This window comes from uncultured Chloroflexus sp., from assembly GCF_938091255.1.
In the GTDB taxonomy this organism is placed as follows: Bacteria; Chloroflexota; Chloroflexia; order Chloroflexales; family Chloroflexaceae; genus Chloroflexus.
In genome coordinates, this window is record NZ_CALLJH010000027.1 from 1 (window position 1) to 23685 (window position 23685).

21 protein-coding genes are annotated in these 23685 nt (G+C 58.8%); 15 read left to right on the top strand and 6 right to left on the bottom strand.

Annotated features, from left to right (window positions below):
- The 9 genes from Q1A00_RS09825 to Q1A00_RS09865 all read left to right on the top strand — a co-directional run.
- Positions 1 to 948, top strand: a 948-nt coding sequence (locus tag Q1A00_RS09825; RefSeq protein WP_299756520.1) for a lamin tail domain-containing protein, incomplete at its 5' end; no start/stop codon positions are given.
- A gap of 56 nt (positions 949 to 1004) precedes the next feature.
- On the top strand, positions 1005 to 1976 hold the full coding sequence (locus Q1A00_RS09830) for an ROK family protein (protein WP_298403313.1): 972 nt from the start codon (positions 1005 to 1007) through the stop codon (positions 1974 to 1976).
- Positions 1977 to 2248: 272 nt separating this feature from the next.
- On the top strand, positions 2249 to 2398 hold the full coding sequence (locus Q1A00_RS09835) for a hypothetical protein (protein ID WP_156525279.1): 150 nt from the start codon (positions 2249 to 2251) through the stop codon (positions 2396 to 2398).
- Entirely contained in the window at positions 2395 to 4353 is a 1959-nt protein-coding gene (locus Q1A00_RS09840) for a hypothetical protein (protein ID WP_298403308.1), read from the top strand. Before Q1A00_RS09835 ends, Q1A00_RS09840 begins: the two co-directional genes overlap by 4 nt.
- Before the next feature lie 90 nt (positions 4354 to 4443).
- Positions 4444 to 5358, top strand: a complete 915-nt coding sequence (locus Q1A00_RS09845) for a HEAT repeat domain-containing protein (RefSeq protein WP_298403305.1) — start codon at positions 4444 to 4446, stop codon at positions 5356 to 5358.
- Positions 5359 to 5364: 6 nt separating this feature from the next.
- The gene (locus Q1A00_RS09850) at positions 5365 to 6174 is read left to right on the top strand and encodes a PIG-L family deacetylase (protein ID WP_299644971.1); all 810 of its coding nucleotides are present in this window, start codon (positions 5365 to 5367) and stop codon (positions 6172 to 6174) included.
- On the top strand, positions 6171 to 7229 hold the full coding sequence (locus tag Q1A00_RS09855; protein ID WP_298403301.1) for a peptidoglycan bridge formation glycyltransferase FemA/FemB family protein: 1059 nt from the start codon (positions 6171 to 6173) through the stop codon (positions 7227 to 7229). The genes Q1A00_RS09850 and Q1A00_RS09855 overlap by 4 nt, the downstream gene beginning before the upstream one ends.
- A gap of 40 nt (positions 7230 to 7269) precedes the next feature.
- Positions 7270 to 8826 (top strand): UDP-N-acetylmuramoyl-L-alanyl-D-glutamate--2,6-diaminopimelate ligase, encoded by a 1557-nt coding sequence (locus tag Q1A00_RS09860; RefSeq protein ID WP_298403299.1) that lies wholly within the window; start codon positions 7270 to 7272, stop codon positions 8824 to 8826.
- Positions 8827 to 9029: 203 nt separating this feature from the next.
- Positions 9030 to 9836 (top strand): dihydroorotate dehydrogenase, encoded by an 807-nt coding sequence (locus Q1A00_RS09865; RefSeq protein WP_298403297.1) that lies wholly within the window; start codon positions 9030 to 9032, stop codon positions 9834 to 9836.
- A gap of 10 nt (positions 9837 to 9846) precedes the next feature.
- Here Q1A00_RS09865 and Q1A00_RS09870 read toward each other — a convergent pair whose 3' ends face one another.
- Positions 9847 to 11886: a hypothetical protein gene (locus Q1A00_RS09870; protein ID WP_298489941.1), complete on the bottom strand. Its 2040-nt coding sequence runs from the start codon at positions 11884 to 11886 to the stop codon at positions 9847 to 9849.
- Between the two features lie 198 nt (positions 11887 to 12084).
- Between Q1A00_RS09870 and Q1A00_RS09875 the strand changes: the two genes are divergently transcribed.
- Positions 12085 to 12852 carry a hypothetical protein gene (locus Q1A00_RS09875; protein WP_298403292.1) on the top strand — a complete coding sequence of 256 codons (768 nt, stop codon included), beginning with the start codon at positions 12085 to 12087 and terminating at the stop codon, positions 12850 to 12852.
- Here Q1A00_RS09875 and Q1A00_RS09880 read toward each other — a convergent pair.
- The gene (locus Q1A00_RS09880; protein ID WP_298403290.1) at positions 12844 to 14508 is read right to left on the bottom strand and encodes a peptide ABC transporter substrate-binding protein; all 1665 of its coding nucleotides are present in this window, start codon (positions 14506 to 14508) and stop codon (positions 12844 to 12846) included. The two genes, Q1A00_RS09875 and Q1A00_RS09880, sit on opposite strands and share 9 nt — an antisense overlap.
- 3 nt (positions 14509 to 14511) lie before the next feature.
- Positions 14512 to 14727, bottom strand: a complete 216-nt coding sequence (gene secG / locus Q1A00_RS09885) for a preprotein translocase subunit SecG (RefSeq protein WP_298403287.1) — start codon at positions 14725 to 14727, stop codon at positions 14512 to 14514.
- A gap of 323 nt (positions 14728 to 15050) precedes the next feature.
- Between secG and Q1A00_RS09890 the strand changes: the two genes are divergently transcribed.
- From Q1A00_RS09890 to Q1A00_RS09900, 3 genes are all read left to right on the top strand, one after another.
- Positions 15051 to 16886, top strand: coding sequence for a phosphoenolpyruvate carboxykinase (GTP) (locus Q1A00_RS09890; RefSeq protein ID WP_299756529.1), 1836 nt, complete (start codon positions 15051 to 15053; stop codon positions 16884 to 16886).
- Positions 16887 to 17121: 235 nt separating this feature from the next.
- Complete coding sequence (locus Q1A00_RS09895) at positions 17122 to 17685, top strand: TRAP transporter small permease subunit (protein ID WP_299756532.1); 564 nt, start codon at positions 17122 to 17124, stop codon at positions 17683 to 17685.
- Positions 17686 to 17699: 14 nt separating this feature from the next.
- Positions 17700 to 19034, top strand: a complete 1335-nt coding sequence (locus tag Q1A00_RS09900; protein WP_298403280.1) for a TRAP transporter large permease subunit — start codon at positions 17700 to 17702, stop codon at positions 19032 to 19034.
- 83 nt (positions 19035 to 19117) lie between these two features.
- Here Q1A00_RS09900 and Q1A00_RS09905 read toward each other — a convergent pair whose 3' ends face one another.
- Complete coding sequence (locus tag Q1A00_RS09905) at positions 19118 to 20293, bottom strand: TRAP transporter substrate-binding protein (protein WP_298403277.1); 1176 nt, start codon at positions 20291 to 20293, stop codon at positions 19118 to 19120.
- Positions 20294 to 20427: 134 nt separating this feature from the next.
- Entirely contained in the window at positions 20428 to 21333 is a 906-nt protein-coding gene (locus Q1A00_RS09910) for an AEC family transporter (protein ID WP_298403275.1), read from the bottom strand.
- 187 nt (positions 21334 to 21520) lie between these two features.
- Between Q1A00_RS09910 and Q1A00_RS09915 the strand changes: the two genes are divergently transcribed.
- Entirely contained in the window at positions 21521 to 21907 is a 387-nt protein-coding gene (locus Q1A00_RS09915; protein WP_066784786.1) for a response regulator, read from the top strand.
- A gap of 102 nt (positions 21908 to 22009) precedes the next feature.
- On the top strand, positions 22010 to 22162 hold the full coding sequence (locus Q1A00_RS09920; protein WP_298403268.1) for a hypothetical protein: 153 nt from the start codon (positions 22010 to 22012) through the stop codon (positions 22160 to 22162).
- Positions 22163 to 22171: 9 nt separating this feature from the next.
- Here Q1A00_RS09920 and Q1A00_RS09925 read toward each other — a convergent pair whose 3' ends face one another.
- Positions 22172 to 23611: an HD domain-containing protein gene (locus Q1A00_RS09925; protein ID WP_298403265.1), complete on the bottom strand. Its 1440-nt coding sequence runs from the start codon at positions 23609 to 23611 to the stop codon at positions 22172 to 22174.
- Between the last annotated feature and the right edge of the window lie 74 nt (positions 23612 to 23685).

Genomic DNA, 23685 nt, shown 5'->3' on the forward strand with positions numbered 1-23685 from the left:
GCACCGACCGAAACGCGGACGCCAACTGCGACCCGCACGCCAACCGCGACACGCGCACCGACCGAAACGCGGACGCCAACTGCGACCCGCACGCCAACCGCGACACGCGCACCGACCGAAACGCGGACGCCAACTGCGACCCGCACGCCAACCGCGACACGCGCACCGACCGAAACGCGGACGCCAACCGCGACCAAAATACCAACTGCCACGCGCACGCCAACGGCAACGAAAACTCCCACGGTCACTAAGACGCCAACTGCGCTGCCAAACGCCTTGCCAACGCCGTGGCCGGTAGGGAGCATCGTGATCAGTGCGCTGTTGCCAGCGCCGATGAACGGTGAGAGCGAATGGGTTGAAGTGACGAGCCGGTATTCGTTACCGATCAATCTACGCGACTGGTTTCTGAGCGATGCGAGTGGCCAGCGCCGGTCATTGGCCGAACAGGAATTGGCGCCGGGGGCGACTGTACGCACGCTGATGACTCGCGCTTTGCTCAATAATGGCGGCGATACAGTTATGTTGCACGATCCGTCAGGGACGGTGATCGATACCTTCACGTATGGAGCAGCGGCGGTTGGCCAGATCATTTGGCGTCGATCAGATGCGAGTCAGCCGGGTAGTGAGCAAACCGACTCAGATACGCTTTCGCTTGCAGCGACAGCAACCGACTCCGTGCTCACCCCGGTAATCTTCCAACCTCTGGCCGCACCCCGTCCGGCTTCACTCTTGCCGCGATCGCCAGCAGCCGCCTACTTGAGCGCCACTCTTCCGCCCCCAACGCCAACCCACTCGCCTACGGCGGAAGCGGACTGTGCCGATTGCGCGCAACCGCCGTGGCCATGGTCACGGATGGCAGCGGCAGCATTAGGCGTTATCGCCCTACTGCTCTTTGTTGCCGAACCAACACCGGCAAAGGCGGCACAACGCGATCAGGATATGCTATAATCTCACAACATTGGTGCAGCCATCTGCTGAAGCGATTGTTCAGAGAGGAACCCCCTATGAAAGATCTGCCTACCCTAATCAGTGAACGGTTAACGCAGAACCTGTGGGGAGTTCTCGGTAATCAGGGCTACATCCTTGGTATCGACCTTGGCAGTTACGGCTTGCGCGCGGCGCTAGTCGATTTGCAGCATCATACCTATCATAACGCTGCCATTGAGTCAGTTGATCACGAAGACCCTGAAACCACGGTGGCGAAGGTTATTGCACTGGTGCAGAACTTGATGGCGCGGGAAGGCGTAATGGTCGATCGGTTGGTGCGGGTAGGGATCGGCTTCAGCGGGCCGGTTGATCTGCGCCATGGGACGGTGCGGCTAGCGCCGCGGCGGCCCGGCTGGGAAAATTATCCGTTGCAAGAGCGGTTTGAGCAAGCGTTTGACGCAGTTACGCTGATCGATAATGATGCCAATCTGATCGCACTCGGTGAGGCGACGTTTGGGGTTGGCAAAGGGTGCCAGCACCTCTTCTACTTTCACCTAAGCACCGGTGTGGGTGGCGGCGCAGTGTTGAATGGCCGGCTCTACCACGGTGCGCATTCGATGGCCGGCGAGATTGGCCATGCGGTCGTGGGCCACGGCTGGGATGGCGATGGCCGTCCAGAAACGCTAGAGGAATTGGTTTCAATCAGCGGTTTGTTGCGGCGCGCACATGCCGCAGGGATGGCTGCCGAACGGCTCGAAGACATTTTCAGCGATCACCCGGTCGCGCGCCGGGTAGTGAAGCATACGGTTGATCTGATGGCTACCCGGATCGCGCAAGTCATTGCGTTGCTCGATCCTGAAATGGTCGTGCTGGGTGGGATCGTGGTGCGTATCGGCGGTGAACCGTTTGTTGAAGCGATTGCTGCGCGGGTCAATGACTTCATCGCACCGCAGTTTGCGCGCCCGGTGCCGGTGGTGCCTTCAGTGCTCGGCCCCGATAGCGTTGCCATCGGCGCAGTGGCTATGGCGCTCGATAGTTTGTCGGATTAGGCGCAAGCAGAATTGGTGGAGTTGACTGCCAATCCGGCAATATCGTCGGTATCGCAGGATGTGTGCTGCTATTACTGATGGCTATGGCTGCACTTGCTTCCGGCCAGTCTGTTACAACCGCAATCTCCCGTCACGCCTGATACCCGCCGTGATTTGCGTGTAGCGCCGAGCAATGCTACAATACGAGAAGCTATATCGTACACCCTACGGATAGCAGGGAGGCAAGTTACGCCTCTCTGTTTCCTGTTGTCTGTAAGTGTCATGGGGGCTGCATGGACGCGAAGATGATCGTCTTTGGCGACACGGCTGTTGATCGCTTGCTCCAGTGGCTACGAGCGAGCGGCGAGCCGAAAGATGTGCGTGAGTTGCTGGTGCAATACCTTGAGATCTTAAGCAAGCTGGTGATGGAGGAGAGCGAATGACCGCCACGACAGGAACGTTGGCCGATGAAGTATGGCGGCTGATGACCGCGCAAGGAATCCTCTTCGCCGTTGATGCCCCTATCCGCCAGACATTGCAGAATCTGGTCGAGTTTTTTGCCGCGCGCTGGCAGCGCGATCCTGCGCAGGTGCGCGCCGAACTCGAAGCGGCGCTGGCGGCTGACGAGCGTTTTACCCGCGAGGAGGTCAATGGCCAAGTTATTTTTGTGACCTCCCGGCAAGGGCGTTACGTTCCCCGTGATACGACCGATATCCACACCTTCAAGCAGCGGCTCTATGAACCGGAAAAGCCACTACCGATCGATGATTTAAGCGTGGTGGTTTCAACCTCACGCCCGGCGATTACGACAGTCGAACCGGTGTACATTTCCGATTACTGGATCGAGCAGGCCCGGTTGGTTACGGCCAAAGCTGCCGAGCGTGAACCGGATGTTGAGCCGCCGGTGCCGGTTGAGGCAGTCCCAGAAGGAACACCGGTAATCGCCGAGCAGCCAGTCGCAGCGCCAGTAACGCCAGTAGTCGTCGAACCGCCGTCAGCAGCGCCGATCACTGCCGAACTTGAGGAGGCGCCAGTCGAGACGATGCCAATAGCCGAACCGGTTGAAACTGCGCCGAAGCCAGAGCCGGTGCAGCCTGCTGAACGCAGCACGGTCTTGGTGGTGGGGGGCATGGCTATCGATCTGAGCCGCCCGCCAGCCGAGATTGTGGCGGAATATGGCCCGGCCCTCGAACGGATTCTGGCTGAGCGGCTGGAACAAGACCCACTGCGCCGGATCGTCAGCTTTGGTCGGATGCATTATCCAGAAGATAAACTGACGAGCTTCGGAAAGAATGATCTGCGCAAGATCCGCGATTATATTCTCGAACGCAACGAGCCGTTGCTTGATACCGAGATTGTCGCCGATCTGTATTATCACAATCCCCGCCAGTCTGACTATGAAGGCTTCCGCTTCTCGCTCAACTACCGGTTGTCACGCGAGAAGGATTTTGAGTTCGTCGGCGTGGAAGGGGCTAATATCTGGTCTACCAAGGGGTTGCCGGCAATTGGCTCGAAGCGGGTGAAAGCGGCGGAGATGGGTCAGTTGACGTCGTACCTTATCGAAGGCTTCGATGATAGCCTTGCTGATCAGAGCACTGACTCAATTGTGGCGAGCGGCAGCGTCACGCGCTGGCTGACGTTCTTCGAGTGGGAGTTTGGCGTCCTGCCGCTTGACGCGGCACTGGCGGCACTGTTGCCGAAGCCGGTCTTCCCCGACCAGCGCAGCGCAGTGCTCCGCTTCGAGTCGCCGCAGCACTTTAGCACTTATCTGGTGGAAGTTCGCTATCCGACCGGTAATCGTGGCGGCTGGCTGCAAGGTCTGGAAGATTTCTTCCGCGAGCACCTTGTCCCCGGTGCGCTGATCACGATTAGCCGCGGCGATGCCGTTAACGTCTTTACCATTACCTATGAAGAGGCGAGCGAGACGACTAGTCGCCTGTTGACGCTGGATGAAAAGAAGAACAAGTTCGCGTTTGCGAATATGACGTTCTACTGCGCTGTCGATGATGATCTGCTGCCAGAGCAGAATCGTTACGGCAAGCTGCGCAATCTGAAGGCTTTCCCGATGGGTGAGCGGCGGAAGGCCGAGATGATCCTTGAACACGTCTGCGAGACGATGGGTGAGCGCGGCGGCAGCCGCGAGCAACCAGTCTACCGGGTGAGTTTCGCTGACATTGTGATGGCATACAATGTGCTGCGTCCAGCCTCACGTTCCTTCTTGCTGGCGCTGCTGGCGAACCATCCGGCGATTGCCGCCGATCCCGCGGCTGAAGGTATGTATCTCTTCACGCCGCCACAGGAAGAAACTAAGGCCGAGGCCATTGAGGAAGACGAGGATGTACCCGCCCAGCCGGCCTTGCGCCGCCGTAGCGGTCGCTATATCGAGGAAGATGAGTAAGCGACGTTGCTGCGTCATGTCACAGTATTCAAGCCGATTTAACGATGGAGAGACGTTGCTAAGTAACGTCTCTCTATCCCTGTAAAGCATATGATGACCCCAAGTTTTGCCGAGCGGGTTGCCCAACTTGATGCCACTGAACAGGCTCCGACCCGCCTCGATCTTAAACTGCTCGCGAATCTTGGCCCAGAGAGTGTGTATATCTTCTGGGAACAGTGGCAGCGGTTTGGCCTTGACCGGCGGCGGCATATTATGCGCCTGTTGGCCGAATTAGCCGAAGAACAGGTTCGGCTTGATTATCGGCCGGTGTTTCGCGCTTGTCTAGCTGACCAAGACCCTGAGATTCGGGTGCTGGCAATCGAAGGCTTGTGGGAAGATGACCACGAGCAGATGATGGATCGGCTGATTCGGATGATTCACGATCCAGCCGGTGAGGTGCGCGCGGCGGCATTGCTCAGTCTTGCCCGCTTTGCCTATCGCGCTGAGATTGGCGAGCTTGCCCTTGAGGCGTGTGAGCGGCTGCACACGGCGTTGCTCGATGCAGCCGATGATCCGGAACAGCCGCTAGAGGTGCGGCGGCGGGCAATTGAGGCGCTGGGGTATTTTGCCGGTTCGCGAGAAGCGCAGGCCGCGATCGGGCGGGCCTACAGCATGGACGATATCCTGATGCGCGAGAGTGCAGTTTTGGCGATGGGCCGTTCGATGCGACCGAGCTGGTTCCCCTATATCGAGCGCGAGTTGAAAAGTCCCTCGCCGGCGCTGCGCTACGAAGCGGCACGGGCCGTCGGCGAGATTGGTGAAGATGGTCGCGAGTTGTTACCGTCGCTCTTGCCGCTGGTTGAAGATGATGATACCGAGATTGCGCTGGCAGCGATCTGGGCGCTCGGCCAAGTCGGTGGCCCTGATGCGCGCCGGATTCTCAAGCGCCTTGCCCGGTCACGTGATGAAACCCGTGCGCAGGCGGCGCAAGATGCCCTCGCTGAACTCGATCTTGATACCCTCTGAGGCTGTATGCCACTCGTTACCGAACACGCCGCGGTCTTGCCCGGCGGCTATTGCCATGTAGTGCTATCGCCGCACCTCGATGATGCGGCGCTTTCCTGTGGTGGCTTCATTGCGCGCGCTACCGCCGCCGGCGAGCCGGTGCTGGTGGTGAATGTCTGTAGCGGTAGCCCGCCGCCGGACGCGCCGTTTAGCGCTTTTGCCCAATTGTTGCACGAACGCTGGGGGTTGCCGCCGGCAACGGTAGTGGCCCAGCGCCGGGCTGAAGATGCCGCAGCGTTGCGCATCCTTGGCGCTGATGCGCTGCTGTGGCCGGCGCTTGATGCAATCTATCGCCGGCCTGATGCGTACTCTGATGAGACAAGCTTGTTTGGTTCGCCAGTGTGTGACGATCCGCTCGCGGCAGATGTCGCCGATCTTGTGGCAATGCTGGCGCAGCGTTATCCAGCCGCCACTTTCTATCTGCCGCTAGCGGTGGGGATGCACGTCGATCACCAGTTGGTCTTTGCCGCGGCCACGGCTGCGCTGCTTAAGTGCGGCGCTTCCTGCTGGTATTACGAAGACTTCCCCTACGCGCGCACCGCCGGCGCGGTCGCGCAGCGGCTAGCGATGATTGGGCAGGAGCATTATGCGCCTCATCCTATCCCACTTGATGAGCCGGTACTTTCGGCCAAGATTGCTGCGATCGCCGCCTATGCCAGCCAGTTGGGAGTGCTCTTTGGCAGTGCTGCGGCGATGCCAGCAGCGGTGACAGCGTATGCCGAGCAGGTGGCGTCGCTGCCGTTGCGTTACGCTGAGCGGCAGTGGGTGCGGCTATGAGCAGGCAGTGGCTGGTTGCTGAACCCTCTCCGGCCCAGTGGGATGCGTTTGTGGCTGCCCATCCCCAAGGCAATTTGTTACAGGCCAGCCCGTGGGGGGCGCTGAAGGCGCGGTTTGGCTGGCAGTACCGGCGGTTGGTGGTGGCTGATCGGGCGGGCGCGATGGTCGCCGGGGCGCAGATCCTCTTCCGGCGCTATTACGGGTTGGCGTTTGGCTACGTTCCGCGCGGGCCGCTCTTTGCCGGCGATCCGGCGGTTGATCATTTGTTGCTGCGCGCATTGCGCCGGCTGGGTTGGCAAATGGCGGCAGTGCTGATCCGGCTGGAACCGAATGTGTTGCACGATGCGCCAGATGCCGATGCGCTGATGGCATGGCTGAGCCGGCAGCGGTTGCCGATGGCAGAGACGATCCAACCGCGCAGTACTATTCTGGTTGATCTGCGACCAGATGAAGCAGCTCTGTTCGCTGCCTGCTCGAAAGGCCACCGGGCCGATATTCGCCGCGCCGAGCGTCTCGGTGTGACGGTGCGTGTTGGCTCAGCCGCCGATTTGCCGGCGTTTTACGCTATCATGCAGGCTACTGGGGCGCGGGCCGATTTTGGTATTCATAGCGCCGAGTATTACGCTGCGGCATGGCAGTTGCACCAACCGCGCGCGCGGCTGTTGATTGCCGAATTGAACGGTGCGCTGGTGGCGGCCCATCTGGTGTTTGCCGATGCGCGCTATGGCCGTTACCTTTATAGTGGTGCGACCACAGACGGGTTGCGCAGCGGCGCGAACCATTTGCTTGAATGGTATGCGCTACAGTGGGCGCGTGAATTAGGGTGCATCGGCTACGATCTGTGGGGAATCCCCGATCCGTTGGGGCAGGCTGCGTTCGCCACCGATGAGTCAACCCGCGCCGCTCTCGAACAAGCAGCGCAGCATGATCCGCTGATCGGGGTCTATCGCTTTAAGAAAGGCTTCGGCGGGCGCGTGGCGAGGTTTGTCCCCGCCTTTGATCTAGTGCTGCTGCCGCCGCTTTACCCGCTGGCCCGGCGGAAACTGGCCGGGTAGTGGTTTGCAGTCCTTGACGATTCAACCCTAGAAACACCGTATGAGCAAAACGCTTGCCGACCTCTTGCCCGGCGTCGCCGCTCAATACGTGATTGGCGATCTGGCCGTTCCCATCCGTTCACTCGTCTATGATTCGCGCCGGGTTGAGCCGGGCAGTTTGTTTGTGGCCATCCGCGGCCAACACAGCGATGGCCACCATTTCATTCCCCAAGCGCTCAGTCGCGGCGCCGCAGCGTTGGTGGTCGATCAGCGTTACTGGCAAGGGCCAGCCCCAGCCGGCGTACCGGTGGTGGTGGTGGCTGATAGCCGAGTGGTGCTGGCCCCATTGGCCGCCGCGTTCTATGATTATCCGGGGCGCGAATTGATCACGATTGGCATCACCGGCACTAAAGGCAAGAGCACCACGACCGATTTGACAGCGCAGCTCTTGGCTGCTACCGGTAGCGCGGTGGGAATGATCAGCACGGTTGATTTTCAGATTGGCGCGCGGCGCTGGCCGAACGACACCCGCCAGAGTACGCCGGAGGCGCCGGATGTGCAGGCGCTGCTGCGCGAGATGGTGGCCGCCGGTTGCAATATGGCAGTGATTGAGGCGACTTCGCATGCCCTCTCGCCGCGCTGGGGCCGCTTGGTTGGCTGTGCCTTCGCCGTGGCGGTGATGCTCAATATCGGTCACGAGCATCTCGATTATCACGGTTCGTTTGAGCAGTACCGCGCCGATAAAGCGCAACTCTTTGCTCTGCTCGCCGAACGCACTGGCCCGACGTGGGCGATTGTCAATGCCGATGATCCGAACCATCACCACTTTCTCGCCGCTGCTCCCGCGACTGCATCCCGCCTCCGCTATGGTCTGAACGAGCCGGCTGAGGTGCAGGGGCGACTGATCCAGAGCGGCCCGATGGGTAGTGTAGTGCGCGTGTCGTCGCCGTGGGGCGTAACTGACCTCACAGTGCCGTTGCCCGGCCGGTTCAACGCCAGCAATGCGCTCGCCGCGCTAGCAGTGGCGCTCACGCAGGGGATTCCGCTCGCAACGGCAGCCGCAGCGCTGGCTAGTGTGCGCGCACCGCGCGGGCGGATGGCTCCGGTCAACGCTGGCCAGCCGTTTGGTGTAATTGTGGATTACGCGCACAATCCAGATTCGTTCGAACAGATCTTTGCCATGCTCCGGCCACAGGTGCAGGGCCGGATGATTGCCGTCTTTGGCAGCGCCGGCGAGCGTGATGTCGCGAAGCGTGCTATTCAGGGCGAGATTGCTGGCCAGATGTGCGATCTGCTGGTGTTGACCGATGAAGATCCGCGTGGTGAAGATCGCGAGGCCATTATTGCTCAGATCGCTGCCGGGGCTGAACGAGCTGGCAAGCGAGCTGGCAGCGGCTACCTCTGCATTCCTGATCGGGCGCAGGCGATTCGGGCGGCGCTGGCAGCAGCCCGGCCCGGCGATCTGGTGTTGCTGTTGGGGAAAGGCCACGAAGGCAGCATCATCTACGCTGATCACGCTATTCCGTGGGATGAAGCGGGTGAAGCGCGGCGGGCGCTGGCTGAGCTGGGGTATGCCGGCCACACAGAGATGCATAAGTCATCTCAGGAGCCGGGCTGAACATCTTCAAACAAGGGGTTGCGCTCGCTAGAGCAGGAGATTGCTGCGGGCGCTGCGCGCCTTCGCAATGACAACAGAGCACGTCTTCGCACGGCGCAGCCATCTCCTACAAGGGCGAGTGCAAACCGGTGATACGTTGAGAGGTTCTATACTATAATAATAACTGCTCAATCTTGCGCCCCTTGTTCACGGCTCTTCCTGTCATGATCGACCTTGCCCCCGACAACCCGCACACGCTCACTATCGCCACCCCGGTCATCGCCGCTGCCGGCAGCCTTGGCGATGTGGTCAGCGTGGCGCGCTGGCTGGGGCTGACGCAACCTGCGGCCGATCACGGCCTTGGCGCGATTATCTGCTCAACGGTGACGGTTGCCGGCAGGCGCGGCCAACCGCAGGTGTTGGCTACCCCTGCTGGTGTGCTCTACCATCACGGCGGCGCGAGTTTAGGCGTTAAACAAGTGCGCGAACGATTGGCCCCCCGCTGGGCTGGCTATCACGTGCCAGTCTTGGTCAGTATTGCTGGCGCTGATGCGGCTGCAGTTGCCGCCGAACTCACCGATGTGCCGGGCATTGCCGGCTTTGAGTTGGCGCTGCCGGCACTGACCGCTTCCGAAGCTGCCCAACGGGTCACGGCTGTGCGCCGGGCCACGCTGCTCCCCCTCCTTATCCGGCTGCCCGGTGAGCTGCCCGATCCGGTGGCAGTGGCGCAGGCGAGCATTGCCGCCGGCGCTGATGCGATTGCGCTGATCGGTGGGTTGCCGGCCTGTATGCCCCAAGCTGATGGCAGCCTCGTCTATGGCCGCCTAGGCGGCCCGGCGATCTTTCCGATTGCGTTGCGGTTGGTTGCGGCGGTGGCTGCCGCCGTGGCAGCGCCCGTGATCGGCATGGGTGGTGTCGCTACGCCGGACCATGCCCGCGCGATGCTCGATGCCGGCGCGCGGGCAGTGGCGCTGGCCAGTGCGCTGCTCGCCGATCTGCGGCGCGCAAAGGTGATTGCCGAGGAACGATAGGCGGCGTTTGTTACCGCCAGCGCACCTCGCGCACATGAATATGGGCCGGTTCACCGACTCCTCGTTGGAAGATATCGAGCCGGAGGTTGGTTGCCAGCAGCGGTTGCGGGAAATCAAACGTCACGGTGGGATCCGGCGGCAGCTCGTGGTATGGCTGGTGAAAGGCATGGGTTTCGCCGTCAGGGTTGGTTACGGTCACCGTTAAGTCGAGTTCCATGGTTCCCAGCATCAGCTCGACCGCGCTGATCGGCAGGGGATGAGGAAAGCGCAGTTCGATCACGAGCGGATTGGCTTCAAGACCGCGCGCGAGGGTGTGCGGATCGCCGTCGAAGAGATCGGTAATGCTGCCGATGTCAAGCCGCGAATGCGCGATGATCAGCTCGTGCCCGCCAATCACGAGCGGCTCTTCCACCAGTGTCGCGCGCTCGGCTCGCTCGGCGGCAAGAATCTCATCAATAGTGGGGACATACTCCAGTCGCACCACGTAGAAGCCCGGACTGCCATCAGGATACGGAATAATCTGTTCGGGTGGCATCATGATGAATTTACCGCTTTGCTGCGCGCGATCGAATTCGGCTGCTGTCATAATGAACACATCGCGTTGCCGGTCGAGATCACGGCGCTGGTACAAGTACGCATCAATCGTGATCAGCTCAATTCGGCGACGTTGCGCTGGGGTGAGGAAAAAATCGACAAAACTGTTCGGGTTATTAGCCCATGTGGTGGATACTCGTAGAGTCGTTTGCGAATCACGGGCGAGGAGATCGGGTATCGTCTCGGCAAAGAGCTGTTGTGCGCCGTACTGCATCCCGTACAGGCCGTAGTCGCGGAACCAGAGCGGTCCGCCGAGCACGGCAGTGCGGAGCATCACCAAACTGCTGAACGCGAAGGTGAGACCGAACAGCAGGGTAACGAGGCGTTGCCAGCGGTGCGGGAGCCGTTCGATCAGGAAACTGGCCCCGATCACCGCGAGCAGCGTGGCAGGAATGACCATCGCCAACGCGCGGGTGACGGCAATCCCAACCAAAGCGCTGCTAAACGGTGCAGCGAGGAGCGCGCCAATCGGCAAGCGGTAGATCGATTCGCGCCAGCGCCACAAGCAGATCGCCAAGCCAATGAGGACAAATGGTAACAAGAACAGCGGGAAATGGCCGCTGTCGGGAAAGCGATGGCGGTCGAGGTCCATCGTGTTGGGCCAGAACCAGTAGCGCGGATCAAGGCCTTGGGCGTAAATGGTGACAAACCGCTCGATCTTCTCGGTGAGCGGCAACGGTTTCAGCCAATAGGAATGGAGCGTGCGTAAATGCTCTACCGTCGCGTTGGGCTGGAGCCAACGGAACCGAATCAGTGGCACGAGGGTGAGCGCGAACATCCCAAGAGCGAGCCAGAGACGTTGGGGTGGACGGCTGAGATGGTAACGGATATCGCTGAGGAAGAGGAGCGTACCGCTGACCAACATCACCCCTTGCCCGTTGGCATAGCTGTAGAATGTTGCTGCGCCAAACAAGATTGCAGCCGCGATCCAGCGATCATCATAATACCGATAGGCCATATACGCCGCGAGAAACCCAGCATAGCACGCAACCATCAAGACGGTCTCGAACGCGGTGCGCGAATGGATAAACCACGCCGGCATGGCGCAGATCACGAGGATGCCGAGCCACCAGCGCCGGTCGTGGTAGCCAAAGCGGAGCAGCGCCGCAATGCCGAGCGGAGCGAGCAAGCTGGCAACAACCGATGTGGCGCGGGTAAACCAGATCGACCGGTCGAACCCGAAGAGGAGAATGCTGAACGCATGCAGATAGACGCTCAGGCTTAAATTCCACATGCCGGCGTTTTGAAAGTAGGGCGGTAGCCAAACACCGTTGCTGTCGCGAAAGCCATTGGCGACGAGATCGCGGGCCAATACCCCATGGATCGCTTCATCGCAAAAGAAGTAGATCGGAAATACCGTCAGGTGGGAAAGTCGAGTGTAGAGGTACAGCGCAAGGCTCGCGAGCAGCAGGAATAGCTCGCCGTGGGTCATATGGCTGAGCCAACCTGATTGCATGAGGGGTTGAGCGAGCCACGCTATCGAAGGGTCAGCCGTTGTCCTAGAGCGGCTCATATCGTATCACCCGGTTGTGTTGCGATGATAGTGATACCAAGGGGATGTTTAATCGTATCGCGAGAGTGCAACCATATTGCGTACAGCCCAAACCAATCTTATTGATGATGCCATTGGTTTGGCTCAATAAGGATTGCTCGCATGCAACTCTATTATACCGCCGCTATCCATGAACGCTATCAATTTGAGGGTTTAGTCTGGTTGAGTGTCACTGCGCCGGGGTTGGCGCGCATTGCGCAACCCGGCCAGTATGCCCTTGTGCGTCCCTCACGCAGCCTCGATCCACTGTTGTGGCCGGCAGTCTTTCTTGCCGGCGCCGATACAACGAAGGGCGAGGTTGAGTTGATCATTGACCCACGCGATCCGGCGCTCGCGTGGCTGATTGACCTGCCAGCGGGCGCTATCCTCGATCTCTGCGCACCGTTAGGGACGCCGTTTGGGCCGGCGCCGACGACGCATACCCTCTTATTGGCGGGGGTGGGGACGGCGTTGCCGGTTCTGCTCTTCGTTGCCCGTCGCTATGCTAGCCGGCTGAGCATAGCGCTGCTGTTAGGTGGCGACAAGGGGTACCTCCCGCCGCCATTTCTCTTGCCTGAAACGGTTGAGGTGCAGACAAGCGCTGCCGGTGAGGGGGGATTGTTTGAACTGCTAGCTGCGCATTCGCCCAGCAGTCCTATTTGTTGGGCTGATCAGGTATTGTTTGCGCTACCACCAAGCTTGCTGAGTCAAGCAACCGCTGCGATGCGGTCGGCGCGCTTGCGTTGGGATCGCGGTCTAGCACAGGTGGTAGTGGCAGGGCCGTTGCCGTGCGGGTTGGGTATCTGCCGGGCCTGCCAAATCGAGACGCGCAACGGTTGGCAACGGCGGTGTGTCGAAGGGCCGGTATTTGATTTGCGCGATCTACGGTAAATCACCCTCGATCCGGCGGAAAGTATTCATAAACCAACGCCGCACATCACGGAAGCGATCTTCAGCGCCAAATAAGGTCTGGCCGGCGAAATCGGGGTTAGCGAAGGCGCGTCCTTGCAGATTAGCAGTGCTGACGATGACATACATCGGTTGGTAGAGAGTAATCGCTGGTGACAGCTCGAGCCAACGTTGTTGAAACGCATGGTATAGCTCGGCACGAGCCACTAACTCTGGTTCAGACCGCGCCTGTTCGAGCAGCAGGTCGATCCGGCTATCGTTCAAACCGGCGTAATTGAGTCCGCTAGCGGCCTGACTGGAATGCCACAAACTATACGGATCGGGATCAGGGCCGATCCGGGTCCAAGTATGGATCGCGGTCATAAAATCACCGCGCCGCAAGCGATCGGTCAGCGTCATGCTATCTACCGATTCAACCGTTACCTCGACCCCAATCGCTCGCCACTGGGTTGAGACGGCTTGTGCCACTGCCAGCCGGCGTTCATCCTGATCAACCAGCAGGGTAAAGCTGAGCCGTTGCGTGCCGCGCTGGCGGATGCCATCACTGCCCGGTTCAAAATCAATTTCGGCCAACCGGTCGGCTGCGGCCGCCGGATCGGCAGGTATCCGGCGAATGGCTGGATCATCGGCCCATGTGCCGGGCAAAAGCGGTGTATCGATTGGCTGGGCCAACCCATTGATCGCCGTTTCAATTAACGCATCGCGGTTGAGACCGAGCGCCAGCGCGCGGCGAAGGGGTATTTCTTGAAACAGCGGCAAGCGGAGGTTAAAGGTCAGAACGGTATACTCATCAACCGGCAAAACGATACGCTGTTCGTTGCCGGGCAGATCAACCGCGCGCAGGTTGGTGCCCCAGCGTTCTGCGAACCCCATAACCTCACCGCGCGAAAGGGCTGCAATCGCTGCTTCGGGGGTAGCGATGAAGCGCAATTCGATCTGATCGAGAAACGGTCGCCCGTTGTAATACGTTGGGTTAGCTGTTAACAGTGCCGATTCAGGTCGCAATTCGGCCAACCGGAATGGCCCGCTGCCGATCAATTGGCGGGCGAACTCGCTGGCAGGCCATGCGGTTGGTGGAATGGTGCGCAGTAGATGGGCTGGGAGGATCGGCACGCGGGCTAAGACCGGGAAGGGAGCAAATGGCCCTGACAGAATAAATCGTACTGTGCGATTATCGACTCGTTCGATCAGAATGGTGCGCCAGAAGCTAGCGACTGCCGGCTCACCGGCCTGCTCTAGCTCTTGGAGGGTGCGCAGGGTAAAGACCACGTCATCGGCAGTAAGCGGCGTGCCGTCGTGCCAGCGCAATCCCGGCCGCAACGTGAAGGTATAGATTTCGCCAGTGGCGTCAACCGTATACCCTTCGGCCAAAGCCGGCTCGATCAAACCATCAACCCCGATGCGAGTCAGCCCCTCGAAGAGCAAGCTGATCAATGCCCGCCCGGCCGGATCGGCAGCGGGATCATTTAGCAACGGGATCGGCATCACCGGCGTACCGACCACCGCCTCGCGATAGACGCCGCCGGTGGCCGGATTATCGGTGGAAGCGCTCAGCGCTGCCAAGCGGCCAAACAAGACGACAATCACCCCGATCCCTGCGAGCGCGATTGCAATCTGCCAACGAATCCGGCGTGCCATACCTTAATTGAAAATGGGGAGACTGGTGATCAGCGCGAGTAGTAAAAAGCTTACTCCCAGCGCAATCGTGGCCTGATACAGCGTCTTTTCAATGCCGCGGCGCGTGCGATACATCGAGCTGGTGTCGCGGTTGAGACCGCCGCCGCGCGATTGCAAAATCACCAGCACGCTCATAACGGCGCTAATAACCAAAATCGCAATGTAGAGAGCGGTTTCCATAGGTGCCTTGCTCCTCATATCGACGTTTGTCGCTGCATTATGCAGGCACATTAGTATACCACAGAGTATCAATCGGCGTGCTCCGCTCGATACGGCATGGCTTGCCGCGTCCCCTATTCGTCATAGGGTTCATGCCCCTGCGTGCGATCTACGCACCTATGTCTCGAAGCGTTCCAGCACCAGTTAGTTGGTTGCGCAATTGTTGCCGAAAGGCTACAGCTTCATATCTACACAAGCGCGCATTCTATGCTATGATCACACTCGTGCAAGCCGTCACAGCTATCATCCCCGGTTGTGGCCATAATATAGAGAGGGAGGATCGTATGCAGTTCCCCGCATACATTCGGCACCATCGGCTTCGCGAGTGGATTCAAGAAATTGTCGACCTCTGCGAGCCGTCACAGGTTCACTTCTGTGATGGTACGCAGGCCGAATACGATATGCTCTGCAACCAGATGGTGGAAAAGGGAACGTTCATCCGCCTCAACCCCAAACTCCGCCCCAACAGCTTTCTTGCCCGCTCGGATCCCTCTGATGTTGCTCGTGTCGAAGACCGCACGTTTATCTGTAGTATCTCGAAAGACGATGCCGGCCCCACCAATAACTGGATGGCACCGAAAGAGATGAAGGAGATCCTGCTGAAGTTGTTTAAAGGCAGCATGCGCGGGCGCGTCTTGTACGTCATCCCCTTCAGTATGGGGCCGATCGGGTCGCCAATTGCTCATATCGGTATCGAATTGACCGACTCGCCGTATGTCGTGGTTAATATGCACATTATGACGCGGGTCTCGACCAAGATCTACGACATATTAGGTGAAGATGGCGAGTACATTCCCTGTCTGCACAGCGTTGGTGCGCCGCTCGAGATGGGGCAGCCCGATGTGCCGTGGCCCTGCAACCCGACCAAGTATATTGTCCACTTCCCCGAAGAGCGCTCGATCTGGAGCTTTGGATCGGGTTATGGCGGCAATGCCCTGCTTGGCAAAAAGTGCTTTGCCTTGCGCATCGCGTCGGTGATGGCCCGCCAAGAGGGTTGGCTGGCCGAGCACATGCTCATCCTCGGCGTGAAAGAGCCGAGCGGGCGTAAGACGTATGTAGCAGCGGCTTTCCCGTCAGCTTGCGGCAAAACCAATTTTGCGATGCTTATTCCGCCAGAGCATTTTAAGCGTGAAGGGTGGGAAGTTACCACCGTTGGCGATGATATTGCGTGGATCAAACCCGGCCCTGACGGTAAACTCTATGCAATCAACCCCGAATCCGGCTATTTCGGTGTTGCGCCGGGTACGTCGTATAAAACCAACCCTAACGCAATGGAAAGCTGCCGGGCGAACACGATCTTTACCAATGTCGCGCTAACCGACGATGGCGATGTCTGGTGGGAGGGCATGACTGATGAACCGCCAGCCCATCTGATCGATTGGCAAGGCCGCGATTGGACTCCCGGCTGCGGACGGTTGGCTGCTCACCCCAATGCGCGTTTCACCGCGCCGGCAACCCAAAATCCGGCGATTGACCCCGAATGGGAAAACCCGAACGGCGTGCCAATCGAGGCCTTTATCTTTGGCGGGCGCCGCAGCCGTACAATACCGTTGGTCTATCAAGCGTTCAACTGGACCTACGGTGTCTATTTAGCCGCGACGATGGGATCGGAGACGACGGCGGCGGCGATGGGCCAGCAAGGTGTCGTGCGTCGCGATCCATTTGCGATGCTGCCGTTTGCCGGCTATCATATGGGTGACTACTTCAACCACTGGCTCAGCTTTGGCCGCCGGCTCAAGAATCCGCCGCGCATCTTTAGCGTCAACTGGTTCCGCAAGAATGAACAGGGCGAGTTCATCTGGCCGGGGTTCGGAGAGAATCTGCGCGTGTTGAAGTGGATCATCGAACGGGCACATGGGCAAGCGGTGAGTGTGGAAACTCCGATCGGCTGGGTGCCGCGGTACGAAGATCTTGATTGGCGCGGGCTTGATTTCAGCCCGGCGCAGTTTGAACAGGTGATGGAGTGTGATGTGAGAGAGTGGCAGCAAGAAATTTTGCTCCACGAGGATCTCTTCATCAAGCTGTACGATCGCTTGCCGAAAGAGTTATTGTCGGTGCGTGATCTTATTCTCTCGAGTCTCTGGCGTATGCCAGAGAAATGGGGTGCGACGCACGAATAACGTGATTGGGGCGCAATACGAACATCGGTTGGCGTACTGGCGCAAGCCGGTACGCCGCTTATTTTGACAAAGCGTGTGATTCCGTGTACTATTTAGGCTATAAAGTTGTGAATTCCCATATCGATAGTTCAAGCATCTCCGCATTGCTGTTCATAATGGCGGTTGCCGCAATGCTCCGCTACGCTTCATCTTTGTGTTTCGTATCCTCATTTCCAGCAGGGAAGGAAGGGTTGAAGTGCAAGCACTGTTGCGTCTTTCACGCATCATCGACACCTTCACCGAATGGGTTGGGCGCTTGGCCTACATCTTGGTGCCGATTGTAGTTGCGGTCGGCGTTTGGAATGTCGCGAATCGTTATGTTGGTCGTGCCATTGGGGTTACATTGGGGTCAAATTTTTACATCGAGGCCCAATGGTATATCTTCTCAATGATTTTTCTCCTTGGCTCAGCGTATGCTCTAAAGCATAATGAACATGTGCGCGTCGATGTGTTCTACAGCAATTACCCTCCCAAACGCAAAGCGTTGGTCAATTTGCTAGGCACATTGTTCTTTCTCTTACCCTTCTGCGGCCTCTTGCTCTACTTCGGCTGGCCATACGTGGAACAGTCGTGGCGCATTCGCGAAAATTCGCCTGATCCCGGCGGTTTGCCACGCTATATTATCAAAACATTTATTCTCGTCAGTCCGATTCTGCTGATCATTCAGGGTATTTCTGAAGCGATTAAGTGCTTTGCCGCCTTCCTCGGCGTTCTCGATCCATCCCAAGTCGTTGTCGAAGAAAAAGAGACCAAGCTGTAATCTTTGGAGGCTCCATGTACGAGTGGCTCGGACCCGCGATGTTTCTCGGGGCGCTGGTCATCCTTGGTATCGGTTACCCCGTCGCATTTTCCCTAGGTGCAACGGCGATTGTCTTCGGTATTATCGGTGTCTCGCTCGGCATCTTTGACCCGATTATCATTCGCGCGATGCCATCACGTATCTTTAACGTGATGTCAAATTACACCCTCCTCGCCATTCCTTACTTCATTTTCCTTGGTTCTATGCTCGAGAAGTCCGGTCTTGCCGAAGACTTGCTCGATACAATGGGCGTGCTCTTTGGTCCAGTCCGTGGTGGTTTGGCAATCGCGGTGGTGGTCGTTGGCGCGCTGTTGGCGGCAACGACGGGTGTGGTTGCGGCAACGGTAGTGGCAATGGGCCTGATTTCGCTGCCGATCATGTTGCGCTACGGGTATAACAAAGAGCTTGCTTGCGGTGTGATCTGCGCTGCCGGAACGCTTGGCCAGATTATCCCGCCGTCAGTGGTGTTGGTAGTGCTCGGCGACCAGATTGGCGTTTCGGTGGGCCGGCTCTTCCTTGGCTCGCTGATCCCCGGCCTGTTGCTTGCGGCAGCGCTGGCGTTCTACTGTTGGATCGTGGCTTTGCTGAAACCAGAGATGGCCCCGGCTCTACCGTTGTCGGCCCGTTCGATGACCGGCGCCGCATTGGCCAAGCGGGTCATGCAGGTCATGATTCCACCACTGGTGCTAATCATGGCCGTGCTCGGTTCGATCTTCTTTGGCATTGCTACCGCGACTGAAGCAGGCGCCGTAGGCGCGTTGGGTGCAACGCTGCTGGCGCTGGTTAATCGCCGGCTGACATGGAAGAATTTCATCGCGGTGTGCGATGCGACCATGCGTGCCACCACGATGGTGCTCTTTATCCTGATCGGCTCGACGGCATTCGCGTTGGTCTTCCGCGCTCTTAGCGGTGATAAGTTTGTGTTCGATTTGATGGCGAACCTACCCGGCGGTGCATGGGGGTTCCTCATTGTTAGCATGCTGATCGTCTTCTTCCTCGGTTTCTTCATCGATTTCTTCGAGATCTGCTTTATTGTCATCCCGCTCTTTGTGCCAGTCGCGAAGGCGCTTGGGTTTGATCTGATTTGGTTTGGCGTGTTGCTCGGTGCTAATCTGCAAACCTCGTTCCTCACCCCACCCTTTGGCTTCGCGCTCTTCTACCTGCGCGGCGTGGCCCCTCCCGGTGTTACCACCGGTGATATTTACCGCGGCGTAGTGCCGTTTATTGCTATTCAGTTGACGATTGTCGTAATTTTGATCTTCTTCCCCCAATTGGCGACCTATCTGCCAGACATTTCATTTGGCAGATAAGAAAACGTAGAGCCGTTGCACTGCAACGGCTCTACCGGTGGTACGAGAATGAAGCCGTTGCACTGCAACGGCTTTGCTACCTCCTAAATGGGGTTGTTCTTGACGAAGAGGTTAAACGGCAGCTCGTTGGTCTGATGCCAGCGCTGGATCTTCTGGCGGAAGGAATTCCAACCGGGGAAGATTTCCTTGAACGCTGCCGAGTCGTAGCTGGCAAACAACTCGAAGGCCGCCTTCTGCGCCGCGTTGAGAATTTCATCGCTGTAGGGGCGCACCTTCTTGCCCTTCGCAATAATGCGCTCAAGGGCATCATTGTTCAGCGCATCGTACTTGGCAAGCATATTCATGTTCGATTCCCATGCCGCAACACGAAGGAAGTTCTGGTATTCTTTGGGTAGCTTATTCCACGCATCAAGATTGAATACCGCATGCAGTGATGGCCCCGGTTCCCACCAGCCCGGCGTGTAGTAGAAATCTGTTGCATCGGGCAAACCAAGCTTCTCGTCGTCGTAGGCACCGACCCACTCGGCTGCATCGATCGCACCGGTTGAAAGTGCTTGGAAGATTTCGCCGCCGGGCAACGTCTGCGTCACTACACCGAGGGCCTTCATCACCTGCGCGCCAAGGCCGGGAATACGCATCTTGAGACCCTGCAAATCGGCGACCGTGTTGATCTCGCGGCGGAACCAACCGCCCATCTGAGTGCCGGTGTTGCCGGCGGCAAAGCAGATGACACCGAAATTGGCGCCAAGCTTGTTGATCGCCTCTTCACCACCACCGTGGTACAACCACGAATTCTGCTGCTGCGCCGTGAGACCGAACGGTAATGATGTTGCAAAGGCCCACGCCGGATCAAGACCGACATAATAGTAAAGCGCCGTGTGTCCCGACTCAACCGTGCCCTGCGACACGTTCTGTAACACTTCGAGACCGGGGAACAGCTCGCCGGCTGGGAAGGTGTTAATCTTGAACATCCCGCCGGATAGTTCGGCCACCCGCTCGGCTAGCACCGTTGCGCCACCGTAGATGGTATCGAGCGAGATCGGCCAGCTCGTACCCATGCGCCACTCCACTGCTGGCATCGACGAACCCTGCGCTGGGGCCTGTGCAGTAGGCTGTTCACCACCAGCCGTCGTTGGTTGAGCTGGGGCAGTGGTCGGTGGATTAGTGACAGCCGGCGGTTGGCCACAGGCGGCAAGCGTCAGACCAAGGCCACCAAGAACGCCAGCGGCGGCGCCACGAAGAAACTCCCGTCGTTTCATGTTCTGCTCCTAGGCAATCTGAACTATAAGGAAACGGTATTCTAATTATAGACGATCTGGCAAAATTGTGCAAATTGTTGATTTGTTGATTGTGAAACATTTGCTAGGCCAGTTGTTTGTTGTTGACAATGTGGTTACAAGAATACGAGGACAATAGCAAGCGTTACAATACTCGCCAGATTCGAGAATAAAACTGTTGCGGTTACAAATTCAGGCAGCAGATCGTTTTCCATGGCAATAATGCTGACCAGCACCGCAGTGGGCATGCTAGCCTGCAAGATGCCGACGTTGCGTTCGAGCTGCGGCAGGGCAAACCAGCCGACGACGCCAAAGGCCAAGACGGGCCCGCTGATTAAGCGCACAGCGCTGGATATGAGTAAATCAGCGTTCATTCGTGGAATGCCGGCAGCGGCCAGTTGCGCACCCAATACGATCAGCATAGTCGGGATCAGCGCGCCGGAGAGCAATTCGAGCGGGCGCATCACGACTGGCGGCAGCGTGATCTCGAGCCAGTTGAACAACAGCGCCGGCGGGAGCGCCAGCAGGGCTGGGGTGCGAAAGACTTGAATGGCCATTCCGAGACTGAAGCCGCGGCTGAAATTGGCTGCGCCGACGCAAACAATAAACGCCAGCACCAGATTGGCTAAGAAGTAGACTGTCGCAACGCCGAGCGCTGCTGGTCCTTCGGCGAATTGAATGATCGGTAAGCCAAAATTGCCAACGTTGCCAAAGGCGGCAATCATGACATACGCTGCTGTCATAGCGGGACTGCGTTTGAGCAGGCGGGCCACCATAAAGGCGATGATAATTGAGCCGATATAGACGACGGTGATAAAGCCGATCATGCGTCCGGCTAATCCGGCTTCGATCCGGGTTTGGCTGAGTACGTAGAACACGAATGCCGGGGTTAGAATAAAATAAGCGAAGCGTGAGAGGGTGCGCGCTTCGAGTTGCAGTCGCGGGCCGGTAAAGTATCCAAGCAAGACGAGCAAGAAGACGGGGGCAAGTACGTTGAGGAAGATGCCGGGTAATTGGCTCATACAAATTATGTTTTCTTCAGGTGCCCCATCAGTAGGGCAAGGGCGGGGCAGAACTGTATCTATGATACCATTTCTTCAATGCTTGCCCGTCATGCACGGCTGTGATACAATACCGCTACTTGCAAAAGCCCGACTCGGTGTTTTGCGCAAGCATCAGCTATTGCTGGCGGTTTAAGGAGCTTCTCGTATGTCGGATTTTTCCGGTCGCAATCCAGCCATCATTCTGGTAGAGGATGAACCTGATATCCTCATCATCTTGCATCGCTTGATGCGTGATCTGACCGGTGGTTACGATATTATTACCGTCAATAGCGGTGCTGATGCGCTGGCCCAAATCGCGCTGCGCCGGGTACCGCTCGTGATCACCGATTACAATATGCCCGGCATGAATGGTCTGCAATTGGCCGCTGCTATCAAGGAGACTTCCCCCGATACCAGCGTGGTCATGATTACCGCATACGCTACCCCTGAGTTGGAAAAGCGCGCCCGCGAACAGCGGATCGATTACTATCTGCCCAAGCCCTTCCCACTCGATCGTCTCGAGCAGATTGTGCGCGACGTGTTGCGCAAATAGTCTGTCAGCATAACATCAGATCATTTTCATTCTCGTGCACCAGTTCTCCCGTTACGATGAGGTCGCCTATTACTGCTGTCGCCATCGTACCGGAGGCGTCTGATGTCTGATTGGCTGTCGTTGTTGCCCTCAATCGTGCTGTTCGTGATGATTGCGCTGACACTGGCATTGCTGCCTTTGCTGGAGGATGAGCGCGCACCTTCTGCCGAGCGCCAGCAGACCGATCGGATCCGTTTGCCGCGCCGGCCCCAATAATCCCGCTTGCTATCGCTCTGCAAGACGCAGCGCGCGGGCTAAGGCTAGCGCTTCTTCGGCGGTATGGATGTCACCCGCTAATTGCGCTTCATGGATCACCTTCAGCAATCGCCCCACTTCCGGCCCCGGCCCAATCTGTAATGCCGCCATCAGTTCGTCGCCGCGAATGAGTGGCGGCGCTGGCGGCGCTGGCGGGTTCCAGTATCGATCCAGCATCGTCGCTAGCCACGCCAGATGCCGTTGCCATGCCGCCGGGTCGAGCCATGGCCCGCGGGTTGCCACATGGTCGGCCAACTCGTGCAGCAGAATGTCGGGGCCGGCATCGCCGGTGTCGCGGAAGAAGCGATTGATCCCGCGCTCACTCAACTGTTCGCTGTCGCGCATTTGTCCCGGACGCATGTGTTCGCGCACGACGCTGACCAGATAGCTGGTATCAGCGCGGCTCAGGCGTAGCCGTCGCCCGATCTGCGCAACCGTTTCTGCGCCTAAGCTTTGATGGCCGTAGAAGGTCACGGTGCCATCGGGGTGACTGACCTTCGTCTGAGGTTTGGCGTTGTCGTGCAAGAGCGCCGCCAGCTTGAGCAATGCGGCGCGTCGCACGATGCCGCGGCGCTGGTTGAGCAACTCGTGATACTGGCCGGCAAAGGGCAGTGCGCGGCTAAGCTGCGGATACGTCTGCACCGCTACCGGCGGATCACCGTCATCGATCAACCAGTCGAGCGCGGCGACGGTTTCGAGCATGTGGGCTAACACCGGCAGAAAATGCACCCGCGGCTGATCGCAGGTGCGGGCCGGTTCGAGTTCGGGGAAGATGATCGTCAACGCGCCAACCTCGTCGAGCAGGCGCAGACCGGCGGCGGCAGCCGGCCCATCGCATGTCTTTAGCAGCTCGTCGCGGATGCGCTCGATCGCAACGTTCACGAGCAGCGGAGCCGCCTCGCGTGCCGCCGCGATGAGGTTGGGGTCTGGGAGCAGCCGGTGAGTGGCGCGGAACCTCCCAGCCCGCACCACGCGCAACGGGTCATCGCGCAAGCTGGTTGGTGCACAGAGGCGCAGGCGACCGGCGGCCAGATCATCACGCCCTCCGAGCGGATCGATCAGCGCGCTCCAGTCGCCAGCCAGCGCTGCCGCGAGCGGCAAAGCGAGCGCATTGATGGTAAAGTCGCGCAAGTGCAAATCGCCCTCGATATCAGCAGCACGGAGCGCCGCGCAATCAATCGTGATCCCGTCGGGTAACACGGCGCGTCCGGTGTCGTGTTCGCGATCGAGGGCGACAAATGCGCCACCGCTAGCATCAGCAATCGTTTTGGCTAGCACCAAGCCGCTGCCAGCGGTGGCCAGATCGAGATCAACCGGCGTTTGCCCGCTCAGCAACGCGCGCACAGCGCCGCCAGCTAGCCACACCGGCTGATCGGCCAGATCAGCGATCAATTGGAAGATGCTGTTCATGATGAGGTTCAACAGTCACGTAAGCATGCTCCGTACAGGGCTGCGCGCCAGCGCTGCCGGTTACAGGGACGGGC